Origin of the sequence: Micromonospora sp. NPDC007230, assembly GCF_042869115.1 — a bacterium.
GTDB lineage: Bacteria > Actinomycetota > Actinomycetes > Mycobacteriales > Micromonosporaceae > Micromonospora.
In genome coordinates, this window is record NZ_JBIAFE010000030.1 from 42,791 (window position 1) to 63,486 (window position 20,696).

The 20,696-nt window shown below is 70.5% G+C and carries 17 protein-coding genes; 6 read left to right on the plus strand and 11 right to left on the minus strand.

The genetic code is table 11. The features are described 5' to 3' along the window. The 11 genes from ACFYML_RS31315 to ACFYML_RS31365 all read right to left on the minus strand — a co-directional run. On the minus strand, positions 1-376 hold a 376-nt coding region (locus ACFYML_RS31315; RefSeq protein ID WP_387424094.1), incomplete at its 3' end, for a DNA cytosine methyltransferase. A 198-nt stretch (positions 377-574) separates the two neighbouring features. Continuing rightward, entirely contained in the window at positions 575-1,213 is a 639-nt protein-coding gene (locus tag ACFYML_RS31320) for a maleylpyruvate isomerase family mycothiol-dependent enzyme (protein ID WP_387424053.1), read from the minus strand. A gap of 1,056 nt (positions 1,214-2,269) precedes the next feature. Then, complete coding sequence (locus tag ACFYML_RS31325) at positions 2,270-2,935, minus strand: GNAT family N-acetyltransferase (protein ID WP_387424054.1); 666 nt, start codon at positions 2,933-2,935, stop codon at positions 2,270-2,272. Next, complete coding sequence (rsgA, locus tag ACFYML_RS31330; protein WP_387424055.1) at positions 2,932-3,984, minus strand: ribosome small subunit-dependent GTPase A; 1,053 nt, start codon at positions 3,982-3,984, stop codon at positions 2,932-2,934. The genes ACFYML_RS31325 and rsgA overlap by 4 nt, the downstream gene beginning before the upstream one ends. A gap of 1,110 nt (positions 3,985-5,094) precedes the next feature. Next, positions 5,095-6,165, minus strand: coding sequence for a DNA methyltransferase (locus tag ACFYML_RS31335; protein ID WP_387424095.1), 1,071 nt, complete (start codon positions 6,163-6,165; stop codon positions 5,095-5,097). 4 nt (positions 6,166-6,169) lie between these two features. Beyond that, a complete protein-coding gene (locus tag ACFYML_RS31340) occupies positions 6,170-7,060 on the minus strand; it encodes a hypothetical protein (RefSeq protein ID WP_387424056.1) in 891 nt (296 codons plus the stop codon). Between the two features lie 326 nt (positions 7,061-7,386). Continuing rightward, positions 7,387-7,764, minus strand: a complete 378-nt coding sequence (locus tag ACFYML_RS31345; protein WP_387424057.1) for a hypothetical protein — start codon at positions 7,762-7,764, stop codon at positions 7,387-7,389. Positions 7,765-8,387: 623 nt separating this feature from the next. Next, complete coding sequence (locus ACFYML_RS31350) at positions 8,388-8,618, minus strand: MerR family DNA-binding protein (RefSeq protein WP_387424096.1); 231 nt, start codon at positions 8,616-8,618, stop codon at positions 8,388-8,390. A gap of 127 nt (positions 8,619-8,745) precedes the next feature. After that, positions 8,746-8,844 (minus strand): MerR family DNA-binding transcriptional regulator, encoded by a 99-nt coding sequence (locus tag ACFYML_RS31355; RefSeq protein ID WP_387424058.1) that lies wholly within the window; start codon positions 8,842-8,844, stop codon positions 8,746-8,748. 5 nt (positions 8,845-8,849) lie between these two features. After that, positions 8,850-10,394 (minus strand): MFS transporter, encoded by a 1,545-nt coding sequence (locus ACFYML_RS31360; RefSeq protein ID WP_387424059.1) that lies wholly within the window; start codon positions 10,392-10,394, stop codon positions 8,850-8,852. Positions 10,395-10,823: 429 nt separating this feature from the next. Then, positions 10,824-11,693: a hypothetical protein gene (locus tag ACFYML_RS31365; protein WP_387424060.1), complete on the minus strand. Its 870-nt coding sequence runs from the start codon at positions 11,691-11,693 to the stop codon at positions 10,824-10,826. A gap of 1,080 nt (positions 11,694-12,773) precedes the next feature. On the opposite strand from ACFYML_RS31365, the gene ACFYML_RS31370 reads away from it, so the two are divergent. The 6 genes from ACFYML_RS31370 (at position 12,774) to ACFYML_RS31395 (ending at position 20,526) form a co-directional block, all read left to right on the plus strand. Beyond that, on the plus strand, positions 12,774-13,145 hold the full coding sequence (locus tag ACFYML_RS31370) for a pilin (protein WP_387424061.1): 372 nt from the start codon (positions 12,774-12,776) through the stop codon (positions 13,143-13,145). 1 nt (position 13,146) lies between these two features. Beyond that, positions 13,147-14,070, plus strand: coding sequence for a conjugal transfer protein TrbL family protein (locus ACFYML_RS31375; protein WP_387424062.1), 924 nt, complete (start codon positions 13,147-13,149; stop codon positions 14,068-14,070). Then, the gene (locus ACFYML_RS31380; RefSeq protein ID WP_387424063.1) at positions 14,067-15,026 is read left to right on the plus strand and encodes a PrgI family protein; all 960 of its coding nucleotides are present in this window, start codon (positions 14,067-14,069) and stop codon (positions 15,024-15,026) included. The genes ACFYML_RS31375 and ACFYML_RS31380 overlap by 4 nt, the downstream gene beginning before the upstream one ends. Continuing rightward, entirely contained in the window at positions 15,023-16,813 is a 1,791-nt protein-coding gene (locus ACFYML_RS31385) for a VirB4 family type IV secretion system protein (protein ID WP_387424064.1), read from the plus strand. Before ACFYML_RS31380 ends, ACFYML_RS31385 begins: the two co-directional genes overlap by 4 nt. Before the next feature lie 38 nt (positions 16,814-16,851). Then, the gene (locus ACFYML_RS31390; protein ID WP_387424065.1) at positions 16,852-19,350 is read left to right on the plus strand and encodes a type IV secretory system conjugative DNA transfer family protein; all 2,499 of its coding nucleotides are present in this window, start codon (positions 16,852-16,854) and stop codon (positions 19,348-19,350) included. A 267-nt stretch (positions 19,351-19,617) separates the two neighbouring features. Continuing rightward, entirely contained in the window at positions 19,618-20,526 is a 909-nt protein-coding gene (locus tag ACFYML_RS31395; protein ID WP_387424066.1) for a replication-relaxation family protein, read from the plus strand. Positions 20,527-20,696: the final 170 nt, after the last annotated feature.

A 20,696-nucleotide genomic window follows, 5' to 3' on the forward strand; every position in this document is an offset into this window, starting at 1 on the left:
GCGGATGTCGCCGAGGTTGGGCACGCCGGGCCAGTGGCGGGCGAGGACGGTGCGCGCGTGTCGGTCGGTTTCGGCGTACCAGGTGAGCTGGCCGCCGGGCGTTGCCGGATCGCCCGCCGTAACCCACCGTAGTTGGTGAGCTCTTCCTCGTGGCCGTCGTTCTATCTGCCTCCTGGCAGGGGAATCCGGCGGTGAGGACGTCGACGGGCGGGATGCGGGTCCAGTCGACGGTGCGGATGTCGCCGAGGTTGGGCACGCCGGGCCAGTGGCGGGCGAGGACGGTGCGCGCGTGTCGGTCGGTTTCGGCGTACCAGGTGAGCTGGCCGCCGAGCACCAGCTCGACGGCCAGGTCGAGGCCTGTCGGCGTACGGGTCAATGTGCACAGCCAGGTACAGCTGAACGTGCACAGTGTCGTGCAGATGGCGGAGGCGCGTCCGAGCCTTCAACCGTCCGCAAGCCGGCCAGCGGATTCAGCGAGACCCACAGGTACGAGCGGGCGGCCATCGTGACGTTCCGTTACCAGTGAGCCGGCATCGACCGTACGGCCTAACCGCTTCTAGCCGATGTGTGGTTGTCAGGTTCGCTCGGCGAGTAGGGCTTGGCCAGGGCCTGACAGTTCGTTGATGGCGTGGCCGCGTCCGGCGATGGCCATGAGAAGGGCTTCGCCTGGGCCGCGTACTTCGGGGCCGGAGCCGCGTGACCAGTCCAGGTCGGTGGCGACGAGGGTGAGGCCGCGGGCTCGTTTGGGTGCGCCGATAGGCGGCGCGGTCAGCGCTAGCCGCAACGCGGTTCGCAGACGGTCGTGGGGTATCTCGCGGGGCATGCCGAGTGGGCGGCGAATGTCCTGTTGGTGGATCATCCCGTCCACGAGCGCGATCATGCCGCCGCGCGCGGCGGTCACCCCTCTGGGCCGCTGGTGGGCACGTAGCAGATCGATCAGTTCCTGCGGGCTACGGGAGTACTCACGTATGCCAATCTCGTTGGCCTTGCTGAAAACGAACCCGCCACGGGCGAAACGCTTGATCGTGCCCGCCCAGCCCAGTTCCTCGTAGCTGATCACGTGAGCGATCACATCCCGGACGGTCCAGCCATCACACAGGCTCGGCGCCTCCCACTGCTGTGGGGTCAGCGTGCCGAGGAAATCGGCGAAGTCGCCACGCTCTCGCATGGCAAGGGTCATCACGTCATCCGCATTCGGCTCTTGGCTGCTCACTCGGCCACCTCCACGAACCTCCGGGTACGTTGCGTGTTCTGCGTCAGCAATGATGACCAGCCTCCCATTGGGGGCTGACAGCTTGGCTCACCGCGCGCCGATCTTGGATCAGTGCACGCTCATGGCCACGACGCGCGCGGTGGCTCGGGCACCAAACAGTCACCCTCCGACGAGAGCGCCTACAGCCGTACCGGCGGTCGTGCACAGCCGCCACCACCTCCTTGCCTTTCAGGCCGCGCAACTCGATGCCGCGACACGGGTGCAGTCATCCGTCTCTTGGCACGACCGGATGTTGACCTGACCGACCCTCTGTGACGTTGGCGTGACGCGCGGTCGGCGGCTACTTATCTACTGGTGGTACTCCAAGCCCAGCCGAATCCCACAGCCGTCAACAAGCTCGAAGAGAGCGGCTGGGTACGTCGGAAGCACTACGAGGGCGACCGTCGCGGCTGGCTCGCCACCCTGACCGACGAGGGCCTGGCGGCATTGGAGAAGGGCGCCCTGTCACCTCCAGAGCGTGCGCGCCCACCTCATCGACCTGTTGACCCCCGAACAGATCCGGCAGCTCGGCGACATTAGCGAGGTCGTTCTCGCCCACCTGACCGACGAGGAACAGCAACACTGACGGCCGAACGGCGAGGCGGACGCATGGGTCCGCCCGGCCCGGGCGCCGATCAGCCCGGCGCCGATGGCCCGCGCCACCTGCGCCGCGATGGCGCCGACCCCGCCGGCCGCGGCGTGAATGAGGTCTGTCTCGCCGGGCCTGGAGACGTCCGCTTCCAGCGAGCGCTCGGTACGCCGTGGTGAGCACCGCGGGCGCCGCCGCGGCGACGCACCCACGAGAACGTCAGAAGAACGCCTTCTCGTGGGTCTCGTCCAAGGAGGGTGACTGCTTTACCGGGGCCGATAGCACGGGGTAGGTTCCTCGACTCGGCGTCCACACGCCGCGGATCCGCCGGTTCGCTCGGAGGCGTTTGGACGCAGCCTCTGTGCCGATTGGGCCGGGTCAGGTGCGGGGCAGTTGGCCCGCCCCGCACCTGACGGAGGTGGTGCAGATCAGACGCCGAAGGCCGGCGCGTAGCGGATGGTTCCGCGCGGGACAGGGCGACCGGGGTCGAGTACCAGCGCCATCATGTTCTCGTCTGGTACGTCGAACGGCGGCCGGATTCCGTACCCGGAGGTGGGCGTGAAGCCGAACCGGGGGTAGTAGGGCGCGTGACCGAGAACGAGGACGAGGTGCTCGCCCGCCGCCCGGGCGGCGTCGAGAGCGGCGCGAATCGCCGCTGATCCGGCGCCCGTGCGCTGCTGTTCGGGCAGCACCGCGCAGGGACCGAGGGCCAGGGCCGGTACGTCGTCCACGTGGCACCGAGTCAGCAGGGCGAAGCCGGCGGGGGTGCCGTCGGGGTCCTCGGCGAGCCACGAGGACCATGGCAGCCACGCCTGCCGGTCCTCGCGCAGCGCGTCGACCAGGTCGGCCTCGAGCGGGCCGGGGAACGCGGCCAGGTTGATCCGGCGGATCGCGACGTGGTCGTCCCGTCCGGCTTCAGGGCGGGTGTGCCAGATGCGGATGGTCATGGCGGGGTACGACTCCTCGTGGGGGTGCGTTTTCGGCGATTCGGTGACTGGGCGCAGGACGTACCCGGCACCGTGGTGCCGAGCGAAGGACGCCTCCTCGGTCGAGGTGTACGGCGGGGTCGGCGTCTCGGTATGACGGGCGGTCACGACTGCTGCTCACGGAAGCTGTAGGTTGCGCGGAGGTGGCGGGTGACCGCCTTGCGGTGGTTCTCCCGTTCCGCGCGCAGGCGTGCGTCGTCACGCGAGGCCGCCCACGCGGATTCGCGCTGGAGTTTGCGGTAGCTGTCCAGCCGACGCGGCGACACAGTGCCCGCATCGATCGCCGCACGTACTGCGCAACCGGGTTCGCTCGTGTGCCGGCAGTCGGTGAACCGGCAGTCGTGGGCGAGTTCCTCGATCTCGGCGAAGACCTGCTGGATGCCGTCTTCGGTGTCGTGCAGGCCAACCGCGCGCAGGCCGGGGGTGTCGATGAGCACGCCGCCGTTCGGCAGGGGGAGCAGTTCGCGACGGACGCTGGTGTGCCGGCCCTTGCCGTCACCGGCGCGGACCGCTCCGGTGGCCAGCAGCTCGGCGCCGAGCAGGGCGTTGCCGAGCGAGGACTTGCCCGCGCCGGAGGGCCCGAGCAGCACGATCGTCCCGGTCAGCACTGCGGCGAGGAGGTCCAGGCCCTCGCCGGTGGCGACGCTTGTGACCAGGACGTCGACGCCGAGGGCCAGCGCGACGACCTCCTCGCGTACCTCGGCGGGGTTGCGCTCGGCGAGGTCGGCTTTGGTCAGGACGACGACCGGGAGCGCCCCGCTGTCCCAGGCGAGCGCGAGCATGCGCTCGATCCGGCCGGCGGAGATTGGGGTGGCGACGGACTCCGCAATGACGACTGTGTCGACGTTCGCGGCAAGGACCTGCGGGCGGGAGGTGCGCGACGCCGTGGACCGCACGATGGCGGTCCGGCGGGGCAGCAACGCAGCCAACTCCGGCTGCGCGGCGGGGGTGACGGCCGCCCAGTCCCCGGTACACGGGAGCGGGGACGGTGAGGGGCCGGCGTGTGCCGACCAGGTGGCGCGCACCGGGCCGGTGACGGTGACGACTGTGGCCTGGCCACGGTCGACCAGCACGACGCGGGCGGGCCGCAGGCCGGCGGCCCGGTGCTCGGCGAAAGCGTGTTCGTATGCCTCGTCCCAGCCGTATGAACGCAGCACGTTCGAGGACGGGATCGGCGCGGAAGATGGCGATGACAACGGAAGAGACCCTTCGGAAGAGGGGCCCCGACAGACACCGGCGTAACCCGGGCGGGATCGAACGTCCCGTCGAACGGGGAAATCAGCTGGGTCAGGCCGAGGCCCGGGACGCGAGGTTGGTCCGGGCGCTGCACGCGGCAGCAGCCGCCTTCGCGGTCATCAACCTCACCCCCCTCTATCCCCACCGATCCGATGTCGCATCAATGTCGCCCGAGGAATTTACCACGGATCGTTGAACGGCTGACGCTGTGCTTTGGCCTGGGCGGCGGACAGGCTGAGACCTGAGCAGCTGGGCGCGCACCTTGCGCGACGGAAGCCCGCGAAGCCAGCCCCGCCACGGAGGCACAGTCCGCCGATACGTCGCTGCCGTGATCGACGCTGCCGCCAGCTGGCCGCAGCGCGATCACCTGCGGGAAGTCACCCGCGAGGACGTCAAGACCTACCTCGCTACGCTGCACGGCCGGCGCCGTGAGGTGGCGACGACCGCCCTGCGCGGCCTGTTCAGATGGGCCAAGACCCACAAGCTGGTCTTCCGGAACCCCACCCATGGCCTGCGCGGCCCGAAGCTGCCCGACCCGATCTGGCCGCTGCTGGAACCCGACGACATCAGCGCCAGCGTCACCGGCGCCACGACCGCCCAGGCACGGCTCTGCGTCGTGCTGGCCGCCGCCCACGCCGCCAGACCAGGACACATCCGCGCCCTGCAACTCACCGACGTCGACCTCGCCAGCCGCCGGATCACCATCGCCGGCAACCCCCGCCCGCTGGACAACCTCACCTCCCAGGCGCTGCTCGACTGGCTGACCTTCCGGCGCGAACGCTGGCCCAACACCGCCAACCCGCACTTGCTCGTCAGCTCCGCCACCGCCATGGGCCTCGCGCCGGTCAGCGCCACCTGGATCCTGAACCTGCGCGGACTGCCCGGCACCCTCGAACGACTGCGCATCGACCGGCAACTCGAGGAAGCCGTCTCACCGGCGCCGACCCTCTGCACCTGGCCGCCGTCTTCGGATTCAGCGAAGACACCGCCATCCGCTGGGCGACCAACGCCCGAGAACTCATCGGCGGCCCTCACACGGACCGCCTCCCTGAGTTGCCGTGAACCCCGGTGTCCGCATGGCATGATGTCCCCTCAGGACACCCGGATTCGCCTTGCGAGCACTTGGGTTCAACCGAACTCGCGCAACTCGACCTCCGCCGGAAGATCAACACGTCTTCGTGTGTGATCAGGTGCAGTGGGGTGCCGGCGGTGCGGGCCTTACGCACGGCTTGAAGTTGGAAGAACGACGGGCGGGCGACGAGCCGCCCGTCGCGGACGGCGGCGAGGAGGGCGACGCACCGCTCGGTCGGGATGAGGCCCGCGCGGATGCCGGCGGCGATGACCGCGCTGGGCAGGTCGACGAGCTGGCCGTTCTTGCGCCAGGGGCGGGCGGTGACCACGATGGTGCCGCCGGGGCGCAGCAGGGTCGCGCAGCCGGACAGGATCTGCTCGAACCCGTCGGTGAGGCCGGTGAGGTCCCGGTAGGCGAGGTTCCCGCGGTCGGTGCCGTCGTTGTAGGCGTTGTCGAACTTCGCCACCCCGTCGGCGCCGGGGCGGACGAGGCCGTGAACGGTGGGCCCGTACGGCGGTGAGGTGACGACGAGGGCGATCTTCCCGGTGAGGGCGGTGGGCAGCAGCGATCGCAGGCGGGTGGCGTCGCCGCGGACCACGGAGGCCCGGCCGCCTGCGCCCTGCTGCTGTGCGTGGGTGATGTTGGCGTCGGCGATGTTCGACCATTTCGGCTCGTACTCCACCCCGATCGCGTCGCGGCCCGCGTGGATCGCTTCGACAAGGGTGGTGCCGATCCCGCACATCGGATCGAGGACCAGGTCCCCGGGCTGGGTGTAGGCGGCGATGGCGTGGGCGGCGATCGCGGGCAGCATCCGGGCTGGGTGCTTGACCGACTCGGGCACGTACCGGCCGCGGCGCTGCACCGGCCCGGTGCGCTGGGCGGTCGCCCACACCGACAGGCCCTCCGGCCCGCCCGGCGTGCGGTGGCGTCCGTCGGTGTCGCGGTGGCGGCCCTCGTAGCGGCGGTGCCGGTCGGGATGGGCGTCCTCGGCCGGAATGGCCGGCTGGTTCGGGTCGGCGGGGAAGGGCATGTGCTCAGCCACGGCGATCGCCCCCAGAGCGCGGGTTCCGCTTTGGGGCCGGCGCCTGTGCGCTGAACACCAGCAGGTCCGCGTGCACCCGCAGGTGCGTCACCCTCCACGGCTGCTCGGCCTGCGTGGCGAGGGCGAGGAGTTCCTCGTCGGTGACGTGGTAGATGAACGCGTCGCCGCACGCGTCGGCGGTGACGGCGACGATGTGCTGCAGGTAGCCCAGCCCGATGCCGGCGGCCGCCTGCACGACGGGGGTGAAGTCCTCTGGGGCGGCCGGGCTGGTCGGGGCGGTGACGACGAGGATCAGGCAGCCGCCGGGGCGCAGCAGCCGCGCGCAGGCGGTCAGCAGCCACGCCAGTCGGATGCGGTTGGTCGCGTCGGCGGTGTCGAGGGGCCAGCAGGCCACGACCAGGCTGGTCGCCTCCGCCAGGGACGCGCCGTTGGGCACAGGGACAGCCGGGTTGCTGGCCGGGGGCAGGTTGGCGTCGGTGAGGTCGTCACCGAACCAGGCGCCCGTGTCCGGCAGGTCGCCGTCTTCGGGCGGGGTGGCCGGGTCGGTGCGGGTCGGTGGGGTCGCCTGGCCGATGATGAGGCTGGAGGTGTCGGTGAACCAGCCGGGGTGGTGCCGGCGCCCGCCTGTGGTGCAGGCGCTGGTGAGGGCGTGGTCTGTGGTGAGGTCGACGACCGCGTCGCCGGGGCGGCTGTAGGCGGCCACGAGCCGGTAGGCCAGCCGGGCGCCGATCGCGCGGCCGGTGTCGGCGTCGGTGTGGGCGGTGCGCCATACGGTGACCGGGACCGGTGGGTCACCGGCCACCAGGTCGATGAGGGTTGGGTCGACATGGGGGTCGACGGGGTAGGCGGGTTCGTGGTGGTGCTGCGGCGTGTGCTCGCTCATCTGGATGTCGGCTCCGCGCCACGCGGGTAGTGCGCTGACACCCCCAAACCGGCGGTTGTGTGCTCTGGCGAACGCCCCCGCTTCTCACAGCGGCTCGCAAGCGCTCACGGTGGGGCGGTCGTGACGCTCACATCGCAGGTCAGCGGCGGTATGGCCGTACCGGGCTGGTTGTCCGCGTCTCATTGAATCTGCCGCGGGTGCGGCACTCGTGTCCAGTCCAAGTGAACCTTGCGGTGTCCGGATTTACCTTGCGGGTGATCTTGCGAAGTCCGGATCCACATTGCGGGTGTCGTCTTGCCAGCTAACCTGACGCGTAACGTGCCGGGCTACCGGCCGTCGTCAAACGAGTTGAGGTAGCGCCAGACGAAGATCACGTTTCCGTCCGGCGTTCGGTAAACACTGCCGGCCTCAACCCAGCCTTCCCATTCATTCGAGTAGTGCCGCTTCCTGAGGACGCGGTGGTGGCCGCCCGCCAAGATCTTCCAAGAAGGCCCGCCGAGGTAGAACCACGTATCGGCCATCTCCGCGCGCATGCACAGCTCGGTGGCCTCATCGAGGCTGATGGTATCGCCACGTCCGCTAATGTCCGACCGATTCAGCACTGGAGCCCGTCGCAGCCAGTCCAGGTAGGCGCGTCGCCGCTCTTGCTCCAGCAGGTCGTGATGACGTTCCCGGCAGGCGCCGCAAACGTCGCTCGTCAGCATGGGGGACTCGATGGACGGTATGTTAGGCATACGTGTACCGCACAGCTGGCACCGTCGTCGTGGGCGTCGCTGCCACCACACGGGTACCTCCCAGGCGTCAATTTCCAGTCTCCGGCGGCGAAGACGTCGAGTTGCCTCACGTCCAGTGGCACCCCAAGGTACCGCCTGGGGCGGGACGACAGCGGCGGCTGGTAGGCGGCATCGATTCCTAACTTGATCTTTAGCCTCGGGGGTCCTCCTCGCCCTCACCACCGATCCGAACCCGCCGTCGTTCAGGCGCACACCACCCCGACGCAACCGCATCTACGACCCCTACGCCCACATCATCGACGACCTCCTCGCCCAAGACCTGGCCATCTCCGGGTGGGCGATCTGGGAACACCTTGTCGACGAACACGGAGCCGAGCTCTCCTACGGCTCCGTCCGCGACTGAGCCTTTTCCAAGCTGATCCGGCAGCTCAGGGCAGGTGCGGGGAACCCGGTCATCGATGAGCGCGAGGCTCCAGGTAAGACAGGAGTCGACCAAGAACCGAGGGAGGAGGCCGACGGCACGTAGGAGCCGAGGCGCCAGGGGACGTAACCGTGCGCGATGCCTTGCTCGCCGGCACCTCGTGGCAGGGCTGTCAGGGGCGGGGGGTCTGCTGGAGCCGGACCGGTCCAGGGCCCTGATCTCGAAGGGTGTCGTCGGGGTTCAGCAGGAGGCAGGACTTCATTGACAGGCAGCCGCAACCGATGCAGCCCAGGAGCTCGCGTTCCAGCGCCTCGATCGTCTGGCGGCGCTGTTCGAGTTGCCGCTTCCAGTTGCGCGAGACGCGTTGCCAGTCCTGCTGGGTGGGTGCGTGATCGGTCGGCAGGGTGGCGAAACCTCTGCCACGTCGGCGAGCGGGGTACCGAGGCGCTTGGCGACCACGATTAGCGAGATGCGGCGGAGCATGTGCCGCCGGTAGCGCCGGTTGTTCGCGCTGTCGCGTTCGGAGCGGATCAGCCCTTGCGTTCGTAGAAGTGGAGCGCGGATACGGACACCCCGGTGCGACGGCTGACCTCACCGATGGTCAGGTCCTCCGCCGGGTCGATCCTCATCGGCCTCATTCAGGGGTGCTGGTCCGGGCCGGGGTGAAGATCAGGACAGCCACGATGATCGACAGAACCAGGCACAGCGCGGCGACCCCGAGCTGAGTCGTCTGCCACGACCACGTCCACGCGTCGATCTTCGCGCTCGGGTCTCCGCCGCTGAGTTCACCCGCGCTGACCTGCGCCGCGACGCTCGGGGACCCGAGCCGGGCAGTGAGGAGACTGAGCAGGGCGGCACTGAACGCCGCAATCACCAGTGCCTCGGCGGCACCGCGGAGCGTGTTGAGGAAACCCGCCGCCATGCCCACGGAGTCCGCGGGAACCAGGCTCATCGCCTGCCCGTCGGTGATCCCGAAGGACACTCCCATACCGACGCCGACCAGCAGCAACGGTATGAGCACTACCCCCACCACGCCGATGGACGACAGCGTCACCAGCCACAGGTTGCCAGCGACAACCAGTACCAGCGCGACCATGATCAGCAACCGCGCCGGGACGCCACGATTGACCAGTGTCACAGCGACCATCGGCATCACCAGAACCGGCGCTGTCAGCAGCAGCATCGTCAGCCCCGCACTCGCGGCGCTGAGGCCGCCGGCCGCCTGCAGGAACGTGGGGAGGAACACCAGTGCGCCGAGGAACCCGATCGACGTGGTCAACGTGGCGAGGCTCCAGCCCAGAAAACCCTTGTTGGCCACCAACGACGGCGCCAGCACCGGTGAAGCGCTGCGCCGCTGCACCATCACGAAGGCGGTCAGGGCGATGACGCCGGCGATGCCGGTGAGCAGGATCGCCGGATGCGCCCAGCCCAGCGCGGGACCTTCGAGGATCGCGAACATCAACGCGGTCAGGGCGCCGATGAACAGCAGACTGCCCGCCCAGTCCGTACGGCCGGTGTCGCCGGCGCGCGACTCCGGCAAGCGGGTCGCGCCGAGCGTGATCAACACGCCGACGACGGTGTAGACCACGAAGCTGCCACGCCATCCGGCCGCGGTGATCAGCAGGCCGGACAGCGTCGGACCGATCGCGATGCCGACTCCGGCCATCGTGCCCATCAGCGCGAACGCCCGGTTTCGCGCCGCGCCGTCGTAGCCGGAGGCCAGAATCGCCCCACCGGCCGCCATGATTCCCGCGCCCCCGGCGCCAGAGACGATCCGCGCGGCGTCGGTGAGAAGGATCGACGAGCTGAACGCGGTCACCGCGAAACCGGCGGAGAACACGAGCGCCGCGACGATGAACACACGACGCCTGCCGGCCTGGTCGGCGGTGGAGCCTGCGACCAGCGTCATCGCCGCGAAAGCCAAGTTGTAACCGGCGACCACCCAGCTCAGCGGCGACCCCGAGGCATCGAGATCACGGCCGATGCTGGGCAACGCCACGGCTGTACCCGAGATCGACATCGCGACCAGCGCAACGCCCACCAAAACCACCGGAAGGGTCAACGGCGACGGGGTGTCCGCGTGCTCGCCGGATTTCTCGACGGGAGTCGTGGCTGACGTACTGCCCACGGTGTGCTCTCTTCTCGCTCGGCCCGATTCGGTCGCGATCGAGTCGATCACCTCAACCTAAGTTGAGGTCAAGTCACACGGGCCGCGGGCCATGCGCGCCGCCGGATTAACGGTTGGAATCACGGCCGGTAGACCAGAACAACTACATCATCGGCAAGATCCGCGAGCAAACCGTGCCCCGCAGCAGATCAACTGAGAAAAGCCGACCACCCGCATTCTCAATCGAACTGATCCGCCCAGCTCGGTGGCGTTCCGCCCGGATCAGCTTCACTGAGAACGAACACTGGTGAGGGGGTCGCGAGCGGCTCATTTCCTGGTTCCAGCGGCGTGCGCCCGCCCATCCCGGCTTGGGCGAGGCGGGTGTGTCGTTCGGCTGCAGCTCGGTGGGGACATGCGGGGGCGCCCCAACCTGAAGTGGTGAGGGCGCCGCCGGGTGTTGCGGGTTCGGGTCGGTCGGGCATGGCCGTGGCAGTGCGCGCCTCAGGCGGCGGCCGCGGCTTCAGACACGGGTTGTGGTCGGCCGGTGGTGGCCCGGCCGGCGCGAGTGGCTGTTCGGTGTTCGGCTTGAGCCGCGAGGGTTGCGGCGGTGTGCGGGGAGGTGATGCCGGTGAGCAGGCCCCTGTGCAGTGCGTCGGCGATGCGGGTGTCGATGCGGCCCAGACGCATGCGTAGGGCGTCGACGGTGATGCCGAGTGCGGCGGCGATCGGCTCGATCGCCCGCCGCCCGAGCCGCACGTCGATGTAGGGCTGTTCGTCTTCCGGGTCGAGGATGCCCAGGCCGACGGCGCGGCGCACGAGCACGTCGGGGTGTCCGTAGGGCACCTTGGGGGTGCGGGGGCCGGGCAGGTGGTCGACGTCGGCGATTGAGGTGTACTCGCCGGTCTGCAGGCGTAGCCGGTGCCCGGCGCGCCAGGCAGCCCGGCACAGCGCCGCGTACGGGGCGTCCTGGGTCAGGTCGACGCGGTCGCGCAGGGCGGTGAGGAATCCGGTGAGGATCTCGGCGTCGATGTCGTCGGGGTCGCCGTCGTAGCCGGCGCACAACTGGCCGGCGTAGCGGCGCAGGGCGGGCATGGCCATCCCGACTGCGGCGATCACCCACGCCGGCCCGTCCAGGCGGGCATGGCGCACCAGCTCCCGCCACACGCTGTCACGTAGCGCGTATGCCTGAGGGTGACGCAGGAGCCAGTCGCGCAGCGCCGGCAGTGTCATGACACCCGACCCATCTGCGGTGGGCACGCCGCAGGTGTCTAGGTCGAGCGTCAGAGGTGCTGGCTCGCCGGTCAGCGCGGTGAAAGCGGCGTCGGCGGCCGCGAGAGGCGAGGTTGGCCAGTCGGTGGCGGACACGCTCATGTCACAACTCCCCCTGTCAGAGATGACCGTCGATTGGCAAGGCCGCGATGCCATGGCGGCGCGGCGGCATCGATTGGGCCACGGCCGTCACACAACCCCTCGCAGCGCAGGCCACGGCCCTGCGGTGCGGCGCCGGCACTCGTGACACCACCCCTGACAGGCAACCTGTGACATCGACTTATGTCGTTGACGTTCGGATTTGTCAGTGTCGTTGAGCTGGGCTGTGACACAGGCCAGGCGCTGATGCCACCGGTCGCAGACGGCAACGCCGTCGACACCGGACGAAGCACTACGGCGATGCCATCGGTCGGAGGTGGCACTCACAGCCACTCACGGCCGCTCACAACGACTCACATCCCGGCACCTGTGACATCGGTCGACGGCGACGATGTCACCAGTGCCGAATCTCGCGCGGGCGGCATCGATGTCAGCGCCACCAGGACGCCACAGAGCCGGTCGGGACACCGCGACCGAATGTCATGTCAGCGGCAGGATGACAGGAGCAGCGGCGACATCGGCGGCGATTGTCAAAGGTTCCGCTCCGCGTCATCGACGCCACTCGCTGACTCGGGCACGCTGTCCGTGATGCTTCGTGTCTGACAGCCGCGCCTGACACCGTCACGACTCGACCAGGTGTCGCACCTCAGTCGCCCTTGGCCGACATCCGCCCTCACACCGGCCCGAGGCGGAGCCCAATCGGCGCGAGCTGTTGTGAGGTGCTGTGTGCCGCTGTGAGTGGCGGTGAGAACCGGGGGCGTTCGCCACAGCACACAACCGCCGGTTTGGGGGTGCGGGACTTCTCGTCGCACCCCCAAGGTGGCGAGAATCCCGCCCGCCGCCGCCGGGTCCGCACCCGGTTGGGCCGCCCGCCGTGCCGGCCGCCTCGGGTGCCGCGCAGTGCTTGGTGCGCTGACACCTCATCGAACACACCGCTACCCGACAAGGGAGGAAGAGCTCCTCCCGGGGACGGTCTGGTTCGTGGCGCGTTCCGCCCGGCGGGCCCGGCGGCGGTCTTCCGTGACCATCCGCTAGCACCCCGCCGCGCCCCCGGGCGTCGGCGGGGCCGGAGGTGAAAGAGTCATGTTCCGCATTCCGGCACGTCTTCGTGCCCTCACCCGCTCCCGTACCGTCCGCCGCGCCGCCGTCACCGGCGTGATGGTGTTGTTGTTGGCGCCGACCGCCGCGCACGCCGCCCCCGCGGACCCCAAGGACGGTGGTCCGTATCCGCTGCCGGTCGTGATCGGCAACCTGCAGACCTGGGTGATGGGCATCCTCGCCGCGCTCGCCACTCTGTTCCTTGTCCTCGCCGGGGTCTATTGGGCCACTGCCGGCGGCGACCCCGCCCAGGTCGAGCGGGCCAAGGCCGCGTTGAAGAACGCCTTGATCGGTTACGGCCTCGCCGTTCTCGCGCCGATCCTGCTGCAGGTCGTCCGCGGAATCGTCGGAGGCTGACATGGGTTGGCTGCTCGACCAGATCCTGGACTGGCTGGCGGCGGCGGCGATCCTCGCGACGTTGGACGCGCTGTTCGAGGTGATCACCGGCGTGCTGCTGGTCACCCCGGACGTCACGGCCTTGCCTCAGGTGCAGGCGCTGACCGGCCGTTCCGTCCTCGTCGTCGACACCGTCTTCGTCCTCGCGTTTGTCACCGCCGGCGTGCTCACCATGACCGCCGGCGGCAGTGAGACCACCCGCTACACCGCCAAGGACCTCATCCCCCGGCTGATCGTCGGGTTCGTCACCGCGCACTTCTCACAGCTGTGGTGCGGCATGCTCATCGACCTGGCCAACGCCCTGACCAGCGCGCTCACCACGCCGGTGGGGGACAGCGACGGGGCCCTGCGGGCGATCAAGACGCACATCGCCGCCGGGCAGGACAAGACGGCGCTGCTGCTGTTCGTGATCTGCGTGGCGATCATCGCCGTCCTGCTCGCCGGCACCGCGTTCAGCGTGATCGTCCGTTTCACCGTCGTGCTCGTCCTCACCGCCGCCGCGCCCCTCGCCCTGGCCTGTCACGCGCTGCCACACACCGACCCGCTGGCGCGCCTGTGGTGGCGCTCCTACACCGGTGTCCTCGCGGTGCCCGTGGTGCAGGGCTTCACCCTCTACGCCGGGCAGTGGATGCTCACCGACCCGCAGCACCTGTTGCCCATGCTCGGCCTGCCGGTCGAACCCGGCGGAGTGGTCAATTTGTTCGTCGTAATCGTCATGCTGTGGACGGCGCTGCGGGTGCCCACCCTCATGCGCCGTTACGTGGCCACAGGCGGCAGCGGCCGCGGAGTGAACATGCTCGGCGCGGCGGTGCGGGTGATCGTCGTGCAGCAGGTCACCCGCTCGGTCCCCGGCCTCGGCCGGGCGGTGAAGGCGGTGGGCCGATGAGCGCCCACGACTCCAGCGAGGCGGGGCGGGCGCGGATGCCCGGCGACGTCGACGCCCCCGACAAGGTCCTCTACGGGCTGACGTTCCGGCAGCTGGCCATCCTCGCCGTCGCCGCCCTGGCCTTCTACGGCGCCTGGCGGGCCCTGCATCAGGTCGTGCCCGCGCCGGTGCTCGTCGGCGCCGCCGTCGTCATCGGCGGCCTCGTCTTCGGCGTCGCTGTCGGCCGCCGCGACGGCCTGCCGCTGGACGTGTGGCTGCTCGCCGCCGTCCGTCACGCGCGGGCTCCCCGCGCGCTCTCGACAACGGACACCACGTCGAAGACACCGGACTGGGTACAGGCGCCGACGACGAAGGTGATGCTGCCAGCGCCGCTGAAGCTGCCCGCCGACGCCATCGACGACGGAGGGGAAATCCGACTCGGCGCCGCACGAGCGGCAATGGTCGCTACGACGAACGTCAACCTCGCGCTGCGCACCGGCGATGAGCACGCTGCCCTGGTCGACACCTTCGGCCGCTGGCTCAACAGCCTGTCGACCCCGACGCAAATCGTGGTATCGGCGCAGCCGGTCGACCTGCACTCGGCCGCCCGAATCCTCGCCCAAGCCGCCATGCGGCTGCCGCACCCGGCGCTGACCGACGCGGCCAGCGACCACGCCCGCTTCCTCGACGACCTCGCAGCGCGCAAGGATCCGCTGCGCCGGCAGGTCCTCATCGTCACCCGCACGAGCGCCGGTGAGCGCGGCGAGCACGCGGCTCGACGGCGCGCCGACGACACGGTCCGCGCTCTGTCCGGCCTGGGCGTCACCACCCGCGCCCTCGACGGGCCGGCGGCCACCGCGGCGCTCGCCGCAGCCGCCGACCCTTACCGGCCGCCCCGTCCCGGCGGCCTCGCGGCCCCCGACACCGTCATCACCTCAACCGCGCCTCATCAGCACGGAAGGAGCCGACCTACATGAAGCTGCGCCATCGATCCCAGCCTGCCGACGGTGGCTGCCAGCCGGACGGGCTGGCGGCCACCGTCGCCCCCGCCGCCGTCGAGGTCACCCCGCGGTTCCTGCGCGTCGGGGACGGCTACGCCGCCACCCTCGTGGTGACCGGCTACCCGGCCGAGGTCGGCCCCGCCTGGCTCGAACCCCTCCTGTCCTGGCCCGGCCGGCTCGACCTTGCCCTGCACATCGACCCGCTGCCCGCCCCGATCGCCGCAGCCCGGCTCCGCAACCAGCGGGCCCGCTTCGAGTCGTCCCGGCGGGCGGACGCGGAGCGGGGCAAGTTGCCCGACCCCTCCGTGGAGGCCGCCGCCGACGACGCCGCGGACCTTGCCCAGCGGTTGGCGCGTGGTGCGGCGAAGCTGTTCCGCGTCGGCCTCTACCTGACCGTGCACGCCCGTACCGAAGACGAGCTCCTCGAGGCGTGCGCGCAGGTGAAGGCCGCCGCCGCCTCGACGTTGATCGAGGTGCAGCCCGCCACGTGGCGGCACCTGGCCGGCTGGACGACCACCCTGCCCCTGGCGACGGATTCGCTGCAGGTGCGCCGCACCATGGACACCGCCGCCCTCGCCGCCGCGTTCCCCCTCGCCAGCGCAGATCTGCCCGCGCCGCTGCCCGGCGACCCGCCCGCCGACGGTGGGGTGCTCTACGGCGTCAACCCCGATTCGAGCGGGATTGTGTGGTGGGACCGCTGGGTCCAGGAGAACCACAACAGCGTGGTCCTGGCCCGCTCCGGAGCCGGGAAGTCGTACTTCGTGAAGCTGGAGATCCTGCGCAACCTCTACCAGCAGGTGCAGGTCGCCGTCATCGACCCCGAAGACGAATACCTCCGGTTGGCCGACGCAGTCGGCGGAGCCGTCGTCCGGCTCGGCGCCGCCGGCGTGAAGGTCAACCCCCTCGACCTGCCGGCAGGTGACTCCCGCCCTGACGTGCTCACCCGGCGCGGCCTGTTCCTGCACACCCTCATCAGCGTGCTGCTCGGGCAGCAGGCACCGCCGGCGGAACGGGCCGCCCTGGACCGGGCGATCCTCGCCGTCTACCGGGCCGCGGGGATCACCCCGGACCCGGCCACCCACCACCGGCCCGCCCCACTCCTGCGGGACCTCGCCGACTGCCTGCACGCCGACACCGACCCCGCCGCCCGGCAGCTCGCCGCCCGTCTCGCCCCCTGGGTTGAGGGTTCCTTCTCGGACCTGTTCGACGGGCCCACCACTACCCGTCTCGACGGGCACCTCGTGGTGTGGTCGCTGCGGCACCTGCCCGAGGAGCTCCGCGGCGTCGGCACCCTCCTCGCCCTCGACGCGATCTGGCGGCAGGTCGACGCTCCCGGCCGTATGGCCGCGCGGCGGCTCGCCGTTGTGGACGAGGCGTGGCTGCTGATGCGCGACGGTGAAGGCGCCCGGTTCCTGTTCCGCATGTCCAAGGCCGCCCGCAAACGAAACGCTGGCCTGACCGTCATCACCCAGGACGTCGCCGACCTCCTCGGCACCGACCTCGGCCAAGCCGTCGTCGCCAACGCCGCCACCCAAATCCTGCTCAAACAAGCCCCGCAAGCCATCGACGCCATCGGCGACGCCTTCCGGCTCACCGCCGGCGAACGCCGCCTACTCATCGCCGCCCGCGTCGGGACCGGCCTGCTCATCTCCGGCACCAACCGGACCAGCTTCGAAGCCATCGCCTCCCACGCGGAGCACCTGCTATGCACCACGACGCCGGGCGAGGTGGCCGACGTCGACGACGAAGGAGACGACCTGTGACACCACCCCTCATCAGGCACCTGCTCTCACCTACGCCAATGCCCAGCCCGTCCGCGCCGGGCACTGACGTCCTCCCGCCCCCGACAGGGCCGGCGCGGTGGCTGCTCGACGCCGCCGGCTGGGCGGCGCAGCGGCCCTGGCTGCTCGCCGTCGCCGCAGCCGCGCTTGTCGCCTACATCGCCGGCCGCAACCTCCTGCAACTGTGGCGGCACCACCGGCACGCCCACGGCGCCCGCCTCGTCACGATCGCCCCACCACCTGAGGTCGACCCTCACAGCGCGTCCGCGCTGTGGGCCAACCTCGCCGGCACCCTCACCCCATCCCGGCGCCTCCGGTGGCTCTACGGCAGCCCCCACGTCGCCTGGCAATACACCTGGACCGGTCGGCGACTGCTCATCGGTGTGTGGGTGCCCGGCACCGTCCCGCCCGGCGCGGTCGAAGCCGCCGTCCGTGCCGCATGGCCCGGCGCCGCCTGCACCACCGTCGACACCCCTGCCCCGCCCATCCCGCTCGACGTGCCAACGGTGGTGGGCGGATATCTGCTGCCCACCACCGCCGAATGGCTGCCCCTGCGCATCGACCACGACAACGACCCGCTGCGCGCGCTGATGTCCGCCGGCTCCCAACTGCGGGCCGACGAGCATGCCTGCGTGCAGGTCCTCGCCCGCCCCGCCGCACCCCGCCGCGGCTTGCGCGCCCGACGCGCCGCCGGCAGGCTGCGCGACGGCAAGACTGCCGTACCCGCCGTCAACCCGGCCACGCCGCTGCTGTGGCTCGTCGAGGCATTCCTACCCGGCCGCGCCTCCACCGCCCGTCGACCGTGGCCGACGAGCCGCCGCGAGCCGGGAGTGGAACGCGACGTGCGCGCCATCCTCGACAAGACCTCCCACCCACTGTGGGAGACCGCCATCCGATACGCCGTCGGCAAGGACAGTCGACGCGCCGGCACCGACCAGCGGCCACGGTTGAGGGGCATCGCCGACACCATCGCCTCATCGTTCGCCGTGTACTCGGGCCGCAATCGCCTTACTCCACGGGCCCGGATGCCCGCCGCCGCCGCGGTCCTCGCGCGGCGGCGCCTCGGCGCCGGGTTCCTCACCTCCACGCCCGAGCTGGCCGCGCTCGCCGCGCTGCCCCAAGATCTGGCCGTCCCCGGTTTGGACCGTGCGCGGGCGAAGTCCATGCCCGCACCGGTCGCCGTGCCGACCGGCGGGCGCGGCGCCAAGGTGCTCGGCAGCGCCGAGGTCGGCGGCCACGGCGTGGCCCTGTCCGTGCCGGATGCGAGGTATCACCTGCACGTGATCGGATCCACCGGCAGCGGGAAGACGACGCTGCTGGTCAACATGGCGGTCGATGACATCACCGCCGGCCGCGGCACTGTCGTCATCGACCCGCACGGCGACTTGGTCCTGGACATCCTCGACCGGCTTCCTGCCTCTGTCGCCGACCGTCTCGTCATCTTCGACCCGGACCAGCCGAATCCGCCGACCATCAACCCTCTCGCGGGGGATGACCCCGACCTGGTCGTGGACAACCTGGTGTCGATCTTCGGGAACATCTTCGCCAAAGCGTGGGGCCCCCGGATGGACGACGTCATGCGGGTCGCTTGTCTCACGTTGTTGCGTCACGCCAACGTCACCCTGCAGCACATCCCGCCCTTGTTGAACTCGGCGCAGTTCCGGTCGGCGATGACCGTCGACCTGGACGACCCGGCCGGCCTGTCCGGGTTCTGGCAGTGGTACGACGAACTCAACCCCGCTCTGCGCTCGCAGGTCATCGGCCCCGTCCTCGCCCGCCTCCGCGCGTTCCTCCTGCGCGACTTCGTCAAGCGCACCATGCGCTACCCGCGCTCAAGCTTCGACATGGGCGAGGTCCTCGACGGCGGCGCGCTGCTCGTGCGCATCCCGAAAGGTCAGCTGGGGGAGGACACCAGCAAGCTGCTCGGCTCCCTGGTCCTGGCGCAGGTGTGGCAGGCCGCCACCGCCCGCGCGCGCATCGCCCCCGACAAACGCCGGGACGCCACGTTGATCATCGACGAGGCGCAGAACTTCCTCACTCTCGCCAACAGCCTCGACACGATGCTCGCCGAGGCCCGCAAGTACCGGCTGTCCCTCGTCCTCAGCCATCAGGACCTCGCCCAGTTCCCGAAGGACCTCCTCGCCGCCGCCTCGGCAAACGCCCGCAACAAGGTCTACTTCACGTGCGCGCCCGAGGACGCCCGCGTCCTCGCCCGCCACACCCTGCCCGAGCTCGACGAGCACGACCTGACCCACCTCGACGCCTACACCACCGCGACGCGTCTCCTCGCCGACGGCCGCCAGACACCGGCATTCACCATGAAGACGCGCCCGCCGAAACCGGTGGTCGGGGAAGCGACCGCGATCCGGCAGACCGCCGCCGAAGCCATCAAACCCCAGGACACCAGCGCCATCGACGCCCTCGTCGACCGGTTCTCCCGCCCAGACAAGAGCGACCGGCCCACCGGAGCGGACAGTGGCCACGCCAGGCGGAGCAGCCGCCATCCCCGCCCCGCCTGACTGCCAACCACCGTGTGGCCGACACCGTCGCCGTCAGGGCGGCGGGGGCTGATCCGGCGGCCTGCGTGGGCTTTCCATGACGCCTTCCTCTGCGGCTTCACCGCGCCTTCACCACCTCTCACGACCTCCCGACCGGCTCCGCGGCCGTGTCCGGCTGTCAGCGCAGCACACCGCCCGTGAGGACCTCCGCTGAACGGCGGTGACATTTCCAGACTCCCTCCCCATGGGAGGGAGTCTCTCTTCGTCTACTCCCTGAGGAGATCCCTCGTGTCCCGCGAATCCACCAACCCCGAGTCCCGCCCGGCCCGCTCCCCCTCCAGCAAACTTCAGCGGCTGGCCCACCTGCGTCGGCTGACCCTGCGCGACCGTCAACTTCTAGCCTGGCTCGCCGAGCACTACGTGCTGTCCACCGCCCAGATCGCCACGGCCCTGTTCCCGTCGCCGCGCTCCGCACGGCTGCGCCTGGCCGCCCTGCACCGCATCGACGCCGTGCACCGCTTCGTCGACATCACCACCGGCGACGGCCAACACCTCCACACGCTCGGCCCCCTCGGCATGCTGGTGCACCCCACCACCTACAGCGACCCGGAACACCCTGATGCCCGGCCGCCGCGCTCCAGCATCGAACGCACCGAACGCATCATCGGCAGCCCCCGCCTGCGGCACCTGCTCGGCACCAACCAGCTCTTCATCGACCTGCACGCCTACACCCGCACCGACCCCAGCGCGAAACTGGCACGGTGGTGGTCCGAGCAGCACGCCACCACTGCGTACACCCTCGCCGGTATCCGCCCCGACGGCCACGGCATCTGGTCCGCGGCCGGCCGCACCGTCGGGTTCTTCCTCGAGCACGACAACGGCACCGAACCCCTCGCCAGGGTGCTGCGCAAGCTGCGCGGCTACGAACGCCTCGCCGAATTCGGCCCCCGCTACCCCGTCCTTCTACGGGTGCCGACCCGGCGCCGCGAAGCCCACCTCCTCGACGCCCTCGCCGGCGTGCCCACGGTCATGCCCGTGGTCACCGGCCTGCACGACGAGCACCCCGCCGGCCCCGCCTGGACCCTCGCCGCCGAGCCCGGCTCACGTCGGTGGCTGCACGAACTGCCCTCCGACCACGGCCCCCGCAACACCGCCACGAACCCCCACCGCTACACCGATCCCGACGGCGGCCCCTGACACCCAGGTCCCCCGCTCACAGCGCAGGTCGCGGCCCTGCCGCACCCCCAGTTCCTTGCTGACTGTCACACCGCAAGATCGGCTGTGAGTGGATCGACCACTCACAGCGCGAACCGCCTCACCCGCCAGACAGCGGCTGTTGATCTCTCACGGTGCAGGTCAACCGCCTT

Coding starts and splice junctions, on each gene's coding strand:
- ACFYML_RS31345 (WP_387424057.1), bottom strand. CDS start 7,764: ATGCTGACGAGCGACGTTTGCGGCGCCTGCCGGGAACGTCATCACGAC.
- ACFYML_RS31390 (WP_387424065.1), top strand. CDS start 16,852: ATGCCCAGCCCGTCCGCGCCGGGCACTGACGTCCTCCCGCCCCCGACA.
- ACFYML_RS31385 (WP_387424064.1), top strand. CDS start 15,023: ATGAAGCTGCGCCATCGATCCCAGCCTGCCGACGGTGGCTGCCAGCCG.
- ACFYML_RS31335 (WP_387424095.1), bottom strand. CDS start 6,165: ATGCCCTTCCCCGCCGACCCGAACCAGCCGGCCATTCCGGCCGAGGAC.
- ACFYML_RS31370 (WP_387424061.1), top strand. CDS start 12,774: ATGTTCCGCATTCCGGCACGTCTTCGTGCCCTCACCCGCTCCCGTACC.
- ACFYML_RS31340 (WP_387424056.1), bottom strand. CDS start 7,060: ATGAGCGAGCACACGCCGCAGCACCACCACGAACCCGCCTACCCCGTC.
- ACFYML_RS31355 (WP_387424058.1), bottom strand. CDS start 8,844: ATGAGGATCGACCCGGCGGAGGACCTGACCATCGGTGAGGTCAGCCGT.
- ACFYML_RS31380 (WP_387424063.1), top strand. CDS start 14,067: ATGAGCGCCCACGACTCCAGCGAGGCGGGGCGGGCGCGGATGCCCGGC.
- ACFYML_RS31365 (WP_387424060.1), bottom strand. CDS start 11,693: ATGAGCGTGTCCGCCACCGACTGGCCAACCTCGCCTCTCGCGGCCGCC.
- ACFYML_RS31375 (WP_387424062.1), top strand. CDS start 13,147: ATGGGTTGGCTGCTCGACCAGATCCTGGACTGGCTGGCGGCGGCGGCG.